At 68.3% G+C, this 12596-nt stretch carries 12 protein-coding genes; 7 read left to right on the plus strand and 5 right to left on the minus strand.

The features are described from left to right. A partial coding sequence (locus RTM68_RS13155) for an AAA family ATPase (protein ID WP_312171612.1) occupies positions 1 to 1063 on the plus strand: 1063 nt, incomplete at its 5' end. A gap of 311 nt (positions 1064 to 1374) precedes the next feature. Here RTM68_RS13155 and RTM68_RS13160 read toward each other — a convergent pair. The 4 genes from RTM68_RS13160 to RTM68_RS13175 form a co-directional block, all read right to left on the minus strand. Next, positions 1375 to 1785, minus strand: coding sequence for a dehydrogenase (locus RTM68_RS13160; RefSeq protein WP_194764994.1), 411 nt, complete (start codon positions 1783 to 1785; stop codon positions 1375 to 1377). Between the two features lie 286 nt (positions 1786 to 2071). Next, entirely contained in the window at positions 2072 to 2758 is a 687-nt protein-coding gene (locus RTM68_RS13165) for a hypothetical protein (RefSeq protein WP_312171615.1), read from the minus strand. A 9-nt stretch (positions 2759 to 2767) separates the two neighbouring features. Continuing rightward, positions 2768 to 3271, minus strand: a complete 504-nt coding sequence (locus RTM68_RS13170) for an amino-acid N-acetyltransferase (RefSeq protein ID WP_194764996.1) — start codon at positions 3269 to 3271, stop codon at positions 2768 to 2770. Positions 3272 to 3455: 184 nt separating this feature from the next. Further along, on the minus strand, positions 3456 to 5981 hold the full coding sequence (locus RTM68_RS13175) for an ATP-dependent Clp protease ATP-binding subunit (protein ID WP_312171617.1): 2526 nt from the start codon (positions 5979 to 5981) through the stop codon (positions 3456 to 3458). A gap of 233 nt (positions 5982 to 6214) precedes the next feature. Here RTM68_RS13175 and RTM68_RS13180 point away from each other — a divergent pair, with 233 nt between their 5' ends. The 5 genes from RTM68_RS13180 to RTM68_RS13200 all read left to right on the plus strand — a co-directional run bounded on the left by RTM68_RS13180 (position 6215) and on the right by RTM68_RS13200 (position 9748). Then, positions 6215 to 6859, plus strand: a complete 645-nt coding sequence (locus tag RTM68_RS13180) for a hypothetical protein (protein ID WP_312171620.1) — start codon at positions 6215 to 6217, stop codon at positions 6857 to 6859. Beyond that, a complete protein-coding gene (locus tag RTM68_RS13185) occupies positions 6859 to 7494 on the plus strand; it encodes a DUF2975 domain-containing protein (protein ID WP_312171623.1) in 636 nt (211 codons plus the stop codon). The genes RTM68_RS13180 and RTM68_RS13185 overlap by 1 nt, the downstream gene beginning before the upstream one ends. Further along, a complete protein-coding gene (locus tag RTM68_RS13190; RefSeq protein WP_312171626.1) occupies positions 7491 to 7721 on the plus strand; it encodes a helix-turn-helix transcriptional regulator in 231 nt (76 codons plus the stop codon). The genes RTM68_RS13185 and RTM68_RS13190 overlap by 4 nt, the downstream gene beginning before the upstream one ends. Before the next feature lie 95 nt (positions 7722 to 7816). After that, on the plus strand, positions 7817 to 8158 hold the full coding sequence (locus RTM68_RS13195; protein WP_312171628.1) for a hypothetical protein: 342 nt from the start codon (positions 7817 to 7819) through the stop codon (positions 8156 to 8158). 156 nt (positions 8159 to 8314) lie between these two features. Further along, complete coding sequence (locus RTM68_RS13200; protein WP_312171631.1) at positions 8315 to 9748, plus strand: dicarboxylate/amino acid:cation symporter; 1434 nt, start codon at positions 8315 to 8317, stop codon at positions 9746 to 9748. A gap of 75 nt (positions 9749 to 9823) precedes the next feature. Here the strand turns inward: RTM68_RS13200 and RTM68_RS13205 are convergent, their stop codons facing one another. Beyond that, positions 9824 to 11554 carry a sodium:proton antiporter gene (locus tag RTM68_RS13205; RefSeq protein ID WP_312171634.1) on the minus strand — a complete coding sequence of 577 codons (1731 nt, stop codon included), beginning with the start codon at positions 11552 to 11554 and terminating at the stop codon, positions 9824 to 9826. A gap of 50 nt (positions 11555 to 11604) precedes the next feature. Between RTM68_RS13205 and RTM68_RS13210 the strand changes: the two genes are divergently transcribed. Further along, the gene (locus RTM68_RS13210) at positions 11605 to 12567 is read left to right on the plus strand and encodes an LLM class flavin-dependent oxidoreductase (RefSeq protein WP_312171637.1); all 963 of its coding nucleotides are present in this window, start codon (positions 11605 to 11607) and stop codon (positions 12565 to 12567) included. The last annotated feature ends 29 nt before the right edge of the window (positions 12568 to 12596 follow it).

Below are 12596 nucleotides of genomic sequence, written 5' to 3' on the forward strand. Positions count from 1 at the left end.
CGTCGGCAAGTCGACGCTGCTGCTCGAGGTGGCGGCACAGGCCGCCCGGGGTGGTCGCCGCGTTCTCTACGCGAGCGCCGAGGAATCCCCGGGCCAGGTGCGTCTGCGTGCCGAGCGCACCGGCGCGCTGCACGACGAGCTCTTCCTCGCGAGCGAGACCGACCTCGCGACGATCCTCGGCCACATCGATGCGGTGCAGCCCCAGCTCGTGATCGTCGACTCCGTGCAGACGGTCTCGTCGTCGCTGATCGACGGCGCGGCCGGCCAGCCGAGCCAGGTGCGCGAGGTCGCGGCGACGCTCATCCGCGTCGCGAAGGACCGCGGGCTGCCCGTCATCCTCGTCGGCCATGTGACCAAGGACGGCACTGTCGCGGGCCCCCGCGTGCTCGAGCACCTGGTCGACGTCGTCTGCCACTTCGAGGGCGACCGGCAGACGTCACTGCGCTTCATCCGCGCGCTCAAGAACCGCTTCGGTCCGACCGACGAGGTCGGATGCTTCGAGATGACCGGCGACGGCATCGCCGAGGTTCCCGATCCCTCAGGACTGTTCCTCTCGCAGGGCGAGACCGAGCCGGGAACCTGCGTCGCGATCTCCCTCGAGGGCCGCCGCGCGCTGCCGGTCGAGGTGCAGGCGCTCACGATCGACACCGCGGCACCGAATCCACGCCGCGTCGTGCACGGCCTCGACGCGTCACGTGTGGCGATGGTGCTGGCGATCCTCGAGCGACGCGCGGGCATCAAGACGAGCAATCTCGACGTGTACGTGTCGACCGTCGGCGGCGTGCGGTTCACCGAGCCTGCGGCCGACCTCGCCATCGCGGTCGCCGTCGCGGGGTCGATCCAGCAGATCCGGGTTCCGCGCACCGTGGCCGCGGTCGGCGAGCTCAGCCTCGCCGGCGAGATCCGGCCCGTGACCCAGTCGGCGCAGCGCCGCAACGAGGCCAAGCGCCTCGGCTACGAGCAGGTCGTCGACGATCGGTCGAAGACGCTGCGTGCGGCGCTGAACGACGTCCGCGCCCGCAACACCTCGCGGCGTCCCGAGCGCGACATCCCGCCGTTCTGAGCGACCCGTCGGCCTGGGCGCGGCCATCCCGCACCCCCCGGACGCACGCGCGTCAGGCGTCGAGGGCCTTGAGGAGCCGAAACGCGGCACGATGCCATTTCCGCACCGCCGCCGGCCCAGGCGGGGTCAATTCCGCACCGCACAACCAAGCGGGGTCAATTCAGAACCGCAATCGGGCGATTCAGGTGCACAAGTGACCCCGCCCGGACCGACAGGTGCACAAGTGACCCCGCCCGGGTGGAGGCGGCTGGTCGGAGGCCAGCGCCGCCCGCGCACCCGCGCCCGCGCCTGCGCCGGGGTGCCGGCCCGGGTCAGGCGTCGAGCGCCTTGAGGATCTCCTCGGGCGACGCCTGCATCGGATGCGGGCCGGCGATGTCGAGGAACACCGTCGTGATCGGATGCGTGGCGAGGAACTTGCGCAGCCACTCCGCGGTGTAGATCCCGACGCCCGGGGGCAGGTTCTCGGGCTTGTTCTTCGCATCGCTGAACAGCAGCAGCGCGAGATCGCCGGACTTCGGGTCGCGGTACGTCCACACCTCGCCGCTGTCGAGCGGGTTGTCGCGTGCGCCGGGCTTGATCAGCGGTACGACGGTCGTGCCGTGACGCAGGGCCAGGGCGACCGCGGCGATGTCCTGCTTCTCGAGCGCCTGCGCGAGAGCATCCGACCGGAAATCCTCGGGTGCGGGCTTGTTCTTGCCGGACTTCGCCTTCTTCGATGCCATGAGTCCAGCTTATTCACGGTGCGAGCGTCGCTGCTCGCGCCGGGGTTGCCGGAAAAGATTGGGGCCCTCTCGAGTGTCCATTGGGGATGGGAGCAGTCGAAAGGGCCCGCGGGCTCTCGAGCGGCATGTCGAAGCGCTGGGGACGCTATGAGTCGACGCCACTGGGGATGGCATGCGCCGCAAGTTCAAGAGAACCATCTCTATGGTATCCCAAAGAACGGGTGGTGTCAGTACCGGTCGAACGCAGTCACGCAGAGGCGCAGATGGCCCGGGCGCGCTCGTCAGATCAGTAGAGCAGGATCTGCGCGGTCGTCGCCCCGGCGAACCCGCCGATCTCGACCGACACGTGATACGACGATCCCCCGCCGGGAGCCCGCGGACGGTTCTCCTGCGCGCAGGTGTCGACGCTCGACCGGGTGCGGTCCCACACCACGGGCACCTTGCTCGTGACGGTCGCCCCTGCGGCGAGGGTCGCGATCATGCTGCTCGGGTTCTCCTGGCAGTCGCTCGAGCGCCACCAGACGTCTTCGCCACTCGAGACCGTGAACCGCTGCGTGGTGGATCCGACGTCGATCGTGCAGTCTGCCGACCCGCGGTTCGTCAACGAGATCGACAGGTTCGGCAGCGCGCCCGCCGGGTACGACTCGGCATCCGTGACCGCGGCGACCTCGACATCGCCGGCCTGGCAGGCGACGATGCCGGGCGACTGTTCGACGCTCGGGCCGTCGGTCGGCGTCTCACCCTCCTGCGTCCGCTGGGGCGTGGGAGTCAGCGACTCGCTCTGCGCGGGTGACGGAGACGGAGCCGCAGGCGTCGACGACGAGGTCGGCACCGGCGAGGCCTCGGTCGCCCCGGCCCACGGGCGGGCGATCAGGAGCCACACCGAGACGCCGACGACCGCGAGCACGACGATCAGGGCGACCAGGGTCACCAGTCGCCGACGACGATAGACGGCAGCAGACTGACGGGGCATGTATCCAGATTAGTTGAGGCTTTTGAGCATCCTGGTGTTCCCCAGGGTGTTCGGCTTCACGTGCGCGAGGTCGAGGAACTCCTCGACACCGGCGTCGCCGCTGCGCAGCAGCTGGGAGTACACGTCTGGGTCCACGACCTGCTCGCCGATGGGCGTGTATCCGCGCCGACCGAAGAACTCCACCTCGAAGGTCAGGCAGAAGAGGCGGCTCAGACCGAGCACCCGGGCGTTCTCCTCGAGGTGCCCGACGATCGCGCCGCCGACGCCGTGGTGCAGCCAGTCGTCGCGGACCATCAGGGTGCGCACCTCACCGAGGTCTTCCCAGAACACGTGCAGCGCACCGCATCCGATCAGCTGCCCGTCGGCCTCGGCGACCACGAACTCCTGCACGGCGCCGTAGAGCACCGCCAGGTCCTTGCCGAGAAGGATGCGCTGCTCGACCATCGGCTGCAGAAGGGCACGGATGCCGACGATGTCGGCGCTGCGCGCCGGACGGACGATGTACTCGCTCACGGCATCCAGCCTAGAACCCGTGACCTCCATGGTCGCTGAAGCACCCCCTCCGTTCGAATCGCTCACCTTGTAGATCTTCCGGCCCGAAATCTGCAAAGTGCGCGATTCGAAGGGAAGGGGGGATCCGGCCGTCCACACAGCAGAAGGGGCGGATGCTCTGAATCCGCCCCTTCTGTCTCAGGGATTACTCTCCGCTGGCGATGGCCAGGTCGGGGGTGCCGGGGATCGCTCCGCCGGTGTTGACGCCGACCGCGACCTGCTCGCCGCGCGGGCCGTGCTCGAAGAGGAACTGGCCATCCTTCGAGTCGACCTTCACGTGGTCGCCGGGGTTCAGCTCACCGTGCAGGATCTTCTCGGACAGCCGGTCCTCGACCTCGTGCTGCATCGCGCGACGCAGCGGTCGGGCACCGAGTGCCGGGTCGAATCCGATCTCGATGAGGCGCTCCTTGGCGGCCTGCGAGAGCTCGATCGTCATGTCGCGGTCGAGCAGACGCTCTCCGAGACGCTTCGTGAACAGATCGACGATCTGCACGAGCTCGTCCTTCGACAGCTGCGGGAACACGATGATGTCGTCGACACGGTTGAGGAACTCGGGCTTGAAGTTGCGCTTGAGCTCTTCGTTGACCTTGCCCTTCATCCGCTCGTAGGTCGTGGCGTTGACGCCCTCGATCTGGAAGCCGACCGGACCACCGGCGATGTCACGAGCACCGAGGTTGGTGGTCATGATGATGACGGTGTTCTTGAAGTCGATCACGCGGCCCTGACCATCGGTCAGACGACCCTCTTCGAGGATCTGCAGGAGCGAGTTGAAGATGTCCGGGTGGGCCTTCTCGATCTCGTCGAACAGCACCACGCTGAACGGCTTGCGGCGCACCTTCTCGGTGAGCTGTCCACCCTCTTCGAATCCGACGAATCCGGGAGGGGCACCGAACAGACGAGAGACGGTGTGCTTCTCACCGAACTCGCTCATGTCGAGCGAGATGAGAGCAGCCTCGTCGTCGAACAGGAACTCGGCGAGCGCCTTGGCGAGCTCGGTCTTTCCGACACCCGTGGGTCCGGCGAAGATGAACGAGCCCGAGGGACGCTTCGGGTCCTTGAGGCCGGCACGCTGACGACGGATCGTCTTGGAGAGTGCCGCGATGGCCTCTTCCTGACCGATGACGCGCTGGTGCAGCGCCTTCTCCATGAAGACGAGTCGCGAGGACTCCTCTTCCGTCAGCTTGAAGACCGGGATGCCGGTGGCCTGTGCAAGCACCTCGGCGATCAGGCCCTCGTCGACGACCGCCTGGGTTGCGACGTCACCCGAACGCCACTGCTTCTCGAGGCGCAGGCGCTCGGCGAGGAGGCTCTTCTCCTCGTCGCGCAGCGATGCGGCCTTCTCGAAGTCCTGGTCCTCGGACGCCTGCTCCTTCTGCTCGCGCACGTTCGCGATCTTCTCGTCGAACTCGCGCAGCTCGGGCGGAGACGACAGGATGCTGAGGCGCAGGCGTGCGCCGGCCTCGTCGATCAGGTCGATGGCCTTGTCGGGCAGGAACCGGTCGGAGACGTAGCGGTCGGCGAGGTTCGATGCCGCGACGATCGCGCCGTCGGTGATCTGCACCTTGTGGTGCGCCTCGTACCGGTCGCGCAGGCCCTTGAGGATGTTGATCGTGTGAGGGAGGCTCGGCTCGTTCACCTGGATCGACTGGAAGCGGCGCTCGAGAGCGGCATCCTTCTCGAAGTGCTTGCGGTACTCGTCGAGCGTGGTGGCACCGATGGTCTGCAGCTCACCGCGGGCGAGCAGCGGCTTGAGGATGCTGGCCGCGTCGATCGCGCCCTCGGCGGCACCCGCACCCACAAGGGTGTGGATCTCGTCGATGAAGACGATGATGTCGCCGCGCGTGCGGATCTCCTTGGTGACCTTCTTCAGGCGCTCCTCGAAGTCACCGCGGTAGCGGGAACCGGCGATGAGAGAGCCGAGGTCGAGCGAGTAGAGCTGCTTGTCCTTCAGCGTCTCGGGCACATCGCCCTTGACGATCGCCTGAGCGAGACCCTCGACGACGGCGGTCTTGCCGACGCCGGGCTCACCGATCAGCACGGGGTTGTTCTTGGAGCGGCGAGACAGGATCTGCATGACCCGCTCGATCTCCTTCTCGCGCCCGATGACCGGGTCGAGCTTGTTGTCGCGCGCGGCCTGCGTCAGGTTGCGACCGAACTGGTCGAGCACCTGCGAGCCGCCCTGGGCGCTCGGGGTGTCGTTCGACTGCGCGCCGACAGCGGCCGGCTCGCGCCCGGGAGCACCCGAGAGCAGCTGGATGACCTGCTGGCGCACCTTGTTGAGGTCGGCGCCGAGCTTGACGAGCACCTGAGCGGCGACGCCCTCACCCTCGCGGATGAGACCGAGCAGGATGTGCTCGGTGCCGATGTAGTTGTGGCCGAGCTGCAGCGCCTCGCGCAGGCTCAGCTCGAGCACCTTCTTGGCGCGCGGCGTGAACGGGATGTGCCCGGTCGGCTGCTGCTGGCCCTGGCCGATGATGTCCTGCACCTGCTCGCGCACGGCGTCGAGCGAGATGCCGAGGCTTTCGAGCGCCTTGGCTGCGACACCCTCACCCTCGTGGATGAGGCCGAGCAGGATGTGCTCGGTGCCGATGTAGTTGTGGTTGAGCATCTTCGCCTCTTCTTGGGCGAGGACGACCACTCGACGGGCTCGGTCCGTGAATCTCTCGAACATGCTGTGACTCCTTATTCGCACTGGGGCGAAGCGCTGAGTCCTGCGACGGTCTCCGCGCCTGTACATCGAGAGTAACCACCGCGCGGATGACGTATGCCCGTGTTCGCCGTCGGCATAGCGCCACGACATCCGGCGATATCCCCGGCCCCACCGACGGGGGTCTTGACGCGCTTTATCGATTCTCGTTATGTTAACGACTATCGGTAATATCGACCATCGATAAGGAGTGGATGATGACCTCGACAGCCAAGGACCGCACCCTCAGCCGCGGAGACATCGGAGCCATGATCGGCTTCTGCATCGCGGGATTCCTGATCGCCGCGTACATCACGGTGTACTCGATCATCCGGATCATCGAGCTCGCCGGCGGCGTGAACGTTCCGGTGCTCGTCGAGTTCGCCCCGTCTGCGACCACCGTCGACCTGCCGTTGACCACCGGCGGCAGCGTGGCCGTGGGCCTCGACAGCGCCACGGTCACGGCGCCGCAGCTGCCGGCGATCGCCGCCGTGCCGGGCATCATCGGCCAGGTGGTGCAGATCATCACGATCGTCGTCGTGATCGGATGCCTCATCCTGCTCGCCCGCAGCACCGTCGGCGGGCGCGTGTTCAGCCGCGGTCACACCGCACTCGTCGCCACCGCCGGGATCACCGGGCTGGTGGGCTTCTCGGCCGTGCGCTTCTTCGACAACATGCTCGCGAACGCGACGGTCTCCGCCGTGACCGACAACGGCCTCGACAACGCCGTGATCAGCGTCGAGCCGTTCACCTTCATCCTCGGTGCGTTCGTGGTCGCCCTCGTCACCACGGTCTTCGCGATCGGCGACCGTCTGCAGCGCGACAACGCCACGCTCGAGAGCGACACGAAGGGTCTCGTCTGATGGGCACGACGAGGGCGTCGCGCTCGCAGTCAGCGGATGCCATCACGGTGATCCTCTTCGGCGCGGCCGCCGTGGTCGTCACCGCGATCAGCAGCGTCATACGCGTGCTCAGCACGTTCCGAGACCAGGGCATCGCCTGGTCGATCCCCATCGACGAGCAGCCGATCAGCGCGACCGTCGACTCCGGCGCGACATCGGTCGAGGGCGTCGCCCAGCAGGCGATGGTCTTCGCCACAGGAGTGGATGCCGTCTCGACGGCGGCGATCATCGGATCGCTCGCGCTGTGGACACTCGCACCCCTCGTGGTGATCGCCGGAGTCATGGTCGTGGCCTGGAACCTCCTCCGCGGAGGCTTCTTCGTGCAGAGCAACGTACGGGCGTTCGACGCGATCGGGTGGACGCTCACCCTCGCACCGCTGCTCATCGTGCTGCTCGAGAACATGGGGCGCAACGGAGTGATCGTGGCGCTCGGCGCGGATTCGGGCGATCCCGCACACCCGATCGAGTTCTGGTCGATCGCCCCGCTCTTCGCCACAGGTGTGGCGGTCGGGCTCATCGCCGCCGCCTTCCGCCAGGGCATCCGCCTCCAGCGCGAGAACGCGGCGCTCGAGAACGACACGAGAGGCCTCGTATGACCCCGGCGGAGAACGACGACGAGGCCACCGGCATCCACTGCCGTCTCGACGAGCTGCTCGCCGAGCGGGGAATGACCCTCACCGAGCTGAGCGCCCGGGTGGGCGTGAGCATCGTGAACCTGTCGGTGCTGAAGAACGACCGGGCACGCGCGATCCGCTATTCGACGTTGCGCGCGATCTGCGACGCCCTCGGCTGCGAGGTCGGCGAGCTCCTCGTCCTCGCCTGAGCAGGCCCCCGTCATGACCCGCGGCGTTATCGAACCCCGACGCCCGAGCGCAACCCCATCTGTGGGTTCGCCATGAGGCGGCTATGGTCGGCACCATGATCGCCACTGACCGGACACCGCGCACCCGCTCCCGCATCCTGCTGGCTCTGCCCATCGCCGCGCTCGCCTTCTCGCTCGCGGCGTGCGGCGGGTCCGCTCGTCCGACGGCCGACGAGGTCGCCGAGGGCATCCAGCAGGTCTACGAAGACCAGGGCCTCCCCGACGCCATCTCGGACGACGCAGCGACCTGCTTCGCCGAGGCCCTCGTCGATTCCGACCTGAGCGACGAGACCCTCGGCTACATCGCCGACGGCGAGGACAAGCAGAAGAACGAGGAGGAGAAGGCGCTCACGACGCAGATCCTCACCGACAAGCAGGAGGAGTGCTTCGCGAAGTAGCACCCCGCACTGCGGCAGCCACCGCTGACGACGAAGGATGACGGATGCCGAGGCATCCGTCATCCTTCGTCATGTCGGCCCCGACGATCCGACCACGCTCCTAGCGTGGAGGACATCGCGCGCACACGGCGCGCTCCGATTCTGGAGTTCCACCCCATGAGCACCACCGTCCGCGCCGCGAAGGCGCCAGACACCCGCGGACCCGTCCGGAAGCTGCTGACCTCGTTCGGCTTCCAGATCCTCGCGGCCCTCGTCCTCGGCATCGCCGCCGGCCTGATCGCCCGCCAGCTCGGCGCCACCGCCGACAGCCCCAACGGCCTCTCCGCGACGCTCGACACGATCGGCAGCTCGTACATCACGCTGCTGCGCACCGCCGTCGTACCGCTGATCTTCACGGCGATCGTCGCCAGCATCTCGAACCTGCGCCGTGTGCAGAACGCCGCCCGCTTGGCCGGACAGACCCTGCTCTGGTTCGCGATCACCGCGTTCATCGCCGTGACCATCGGCATCGTGCTCGGCCTCGTCATCCAGCCGGGCGCGCGTGCAGGCGACGGCCTCGAGCCGAGCGACCCGTACACGGTCGGAACCTGGTGGAACTTCCTGCTCGGCCTGATCCCGCAGAACTTCCTCGGGCTGAGCGTCAGCACGAATCCCGGCGCGACCGACGGCACGTTCTCGTCGAGCGTGAACTTCAACATCCTGCAGATCATCGTGATCGCTGTCGCCGTCGGCATCGCCGCGCTCAAGGCCGGCAAGAAGGCCGAGCCGTTCCTCGCCTTCACCGAGTCGCTGCTCAAGGTGATCCAGCGCGTGCTGTGGTGGATCATCCGCATCGCCCCGCTCGGCACGTTCGGCCTGATCGGTGCCGCGGTCGTGAAGTACGGCTGGGAGAAGCTCGCCTCGCTCGGCTGGTTCGCGATCGCGGTCTACATCGGCCTGGCGCTCGTGCTCTTCGTCGTCTACCCGGTGCTGGTCAAGACCAACGGACTGTCGATCCGTCAGTACTTCTCGGGCGTCTGGCCCGCCGTGCAGCTGGCGTTCGTCAGCCGTTCGTCGATCGGCACCCTGCCGCTCACCGAGCGCGTCACCGAGCGCAACCTCGGCGTGCCCCGCTCGTACGCCTCGTTCGCCGTGCCGTTCGGCGCGACGACCAAGATGGACGGCTGCGCCGCGATCTACCCGGCCATCGCCGCGATCTTCGTCGCGCAGTTCTTCGGCATCGAGCTGAACCTCGTGCAGTACCTGCTGATCGTGCTCGTCTCGGTCGTCGGATCCGCCGCCACCGCCGGCACCACGGGCGCAACCGTCATGCTCACGCTGACGCTGTCGACCCTGGGCCTGCCGCTCGAGGGCGTCGGACTGCTGCTCGCGATCGACCCGATCCTCGACATGGGTCGCACCGCCGTCAACGTCGCGGGTCAGGCGCTCGTGCCGACCATCGTCGCCAAGCGCGAGGGCATCCTCGACGAGGAGCTCTACAACGCCCCGCGTGAGGGCCTGCCGTTCGCGGACGACTCCGACGACGAGGCTTCGGAGGCGGATGCCGCCGACGCGGCGGCATCCGAGAAGGAGCCGGCCGGCAGCCGCTGACCCCGCATCACGCGAGAGCGCCTCGCCCCTTCTCGGGGCGGGGCGCTCTCGCGTTCCGTCAGCAGGGGCGACCCGCTACGCCCGCCCCTGCTGGCGCGTCGCACCCCGGGTGTCGAGCGCCAACTCCTCGGCATCCATCGCGGTCATCAGCTCGCGCATGACCTCCTCGTCGAGGTTGCCCGCGTCGCGCTCGGCGAGCAGGATGTCGCGGCGCACCTGCAGCCACCCGCGTGACAGGGCCACGAGGTCTTCGTAGGAGGGCCTCGCGACAGCGTCCTCCACCTGCTGCGCCTCGTCGGTGTCTCTCTCGACCCGCGTCATGCGCTTGGTGAAACTGTCGAAGACGCGGAGGTCGACCTCGCCGTACTTCTGCTCCCACTCGATGCGCTTCTCGGCGAGGAATGCCTTGCCGGCCTCGCGACTCTTGGCCTTGACCTCGGCGATCGCCCGCTCGTCGTCCGCCTCGTCGACATCGCTGGCGATGCCCAGCCCGCGGATCAGCAGCGGCAGCGTGAGGCCCTGCAGCAGCAGTGTGCCGACCGTGACGATGAACGCCACCACGACGATCGCGTGCGACGGCTCGGTGTCGAGCGCCGCGAGATCGGCCGCGGCGAGCGCGGTCGCCAGGGTCACCACGCCGCGCATGCCCGCCCAGGAGATGACGGCGTTGTCCTTCCAGTTCAGCTGCAGCCCGGCCATGCGGTCGCGCACGATCTTGGACCGCAGTTCCTCGGCGCTGTAGTCCTTCCAGCGCTTCGATTCCCGGCGTCGCTCGTCGAACGCGCCGGACTCGACCGTGCGGTCCCAGCGTTCGAGACGCTTGCGATCCTGCCGGTTGGCCCACCCGTTCGCGGGGTACACGTAGAGCGGACGCATCACGAGCACGACGAGCAGCACGGCACCCGAGAGCAGCAGGATGCGCCCGACCTCTTCACCGCCGAGGTCGCTGAGCACGCGCGGGAACTGCAGGCCGATGTACGCGAACACGAAGCTCTCGAGCAGCAGGTCGGCCGACAGCCAGAGCGGCGCCTCCTGCTGACGGGTCGTGTAGTCGGTGCGCGGCGAGTTGTAGCCGACGTAGAGGCCCATCGCGACGACCGCGAGGACGCCGGATCCGAGCAGGTGCTCCGCGATCGCGTAGGCGCCGAACGGGGCGAGCAGACCGAACGTGCCGATCACGACGGCGTCGTTGATGCGCATGCGCAGCTGGTGCAGCACGATGCCGAAGACGAGTCCCACCGCGATTCCGACGCCGACCGCGCGCAGGAACTGCCAGACGCCGTCCCACACCGTGAGGGTCGCGCCGGCGATGATCGCGGCGAACACGCGGTAGAGGGTGAGCGAGGTGGCGTCGTTGATCAGGCTCTCGCCCGACAGCACCGTCATGATGCGGCGCGGCAGCCCCAGCTTGCGGCCGATCGCCGCGGCCGAGACGGCGTCGGGCGGCGCGACGATGGCGCCGAGCAGCAGAGCTCCCGGCAGCGTCAGCGAGGGCAGGATCCACCACGCCACGAGACCCACCGCGAGCGCGGTGAGGAGCACGAGTGTGATGCCCAGTCGACGGATCTGCGGGAGGCTGCGCTTGAACCCGACGAACGAGACGTCGAGCGCGGCCGAGTACAGCAGCGGGGGCAGCACGAGGTTGAGCAGCAGGTGCCCGTCGATCTCGACGTCGGGAACGAAGGGCAGGAAGGATGCGGCGAGCGCGACCACCGTGACGAGCAGCGGCGCCGGCCATCCGCGCCATCGGGCGATCGCCGCCACGACGACAGCACCGACGAGCACGTAGAAGATCTCCGCATCCATGCCTTTACGGTACTGGGAATGCCCCGCTCTTCTCCCGCGTTGGATTCGGGGTGACTGCTCTCTCCGTTCTCGACCTCGTCCCGGTTCGCACCGGGCAGACCAGCGCCGAGGCGATCTCCGCCTCCCTGTCCCTCGCGGCCGTGGCCGACCGGCTCGGCTATCGCCGCTACTGGTTCGCCGAGCACCACAACATGCCCGCCGTGGCATCCACCACTCCCCCGGTGCTGATCGCCGCCGCCGCGATGCGCACGACGCAGATCCGCCTGGGCTCCGGCGGCGTCATGCTGCCGAACCACGCCCCGCTGATCGTCGCCGAGCAGTTCGCCGCCCTCGAGGCCATCGCCCCCGGCCGCATCGACCTGGGCCTCGGCCGCGCTCCCGGCAGCGACCCCGTGATCACGCAGCTGCTGCGCGGGTCGGGCACCACGAGCGACGTCGAGCAGTTCCCGCGCAACGTGCAGGACATCGCCGCGCTCATCTCGGGCGAGGGCGCGACCGTGCGCTTCACCTCGGGAGGCGAGTACACCGTGCATGCGACGCCCTCGGCCACCGGCAGCCCCGAGGTGTGGCTGCTCGGGTCGAGCGACTACTCCGCCCAGCTCGCCGCATCGCACGGTCTGCCGTACGTGTTCGCGAACCACTTCTCGGGGCAGGGTCTCGAGCGTGCACTCGACCTGTACCGCGCCGGATACCAGCCGAGCGAGGAGCACCCCGAGCCGCGTACTTTCCTCACGGTCAACGTCGTGGCATCCCCCACGCAGGAGGAGGCGGAGGCCCGCGCGCTGCCGCAGCTGCGCATGATGTCGCGCCTGCGCCTGAACAAGCCGCTCATCGCGCTCGAGACGGTCGAAGAGGCGCTGGCTGCAGAGTCGGATGCCGCGACCGACCAGGTCGTCGAGGCCGCCCGCTCCCGCTGGTTCGTCGGCACGGGCGAATCCGTCGCGGACGAGGTGCGCGCCTTCGCCATCAAGTACCGCGCCGAGCGGGACGGCGCCCGCGCGGCGGCGCGCTGAGAACGCCGGCGGACCCAAAAATACCAGTC

The sequence above is a fragment of the Microbacterium sp. genome (genome assembly GCF_031988965.1).
GTDB lineage: Bacteria > Actinomycetota > Actinomycetes > Actinomycetales > Microbacteriaceae > Microbacterium.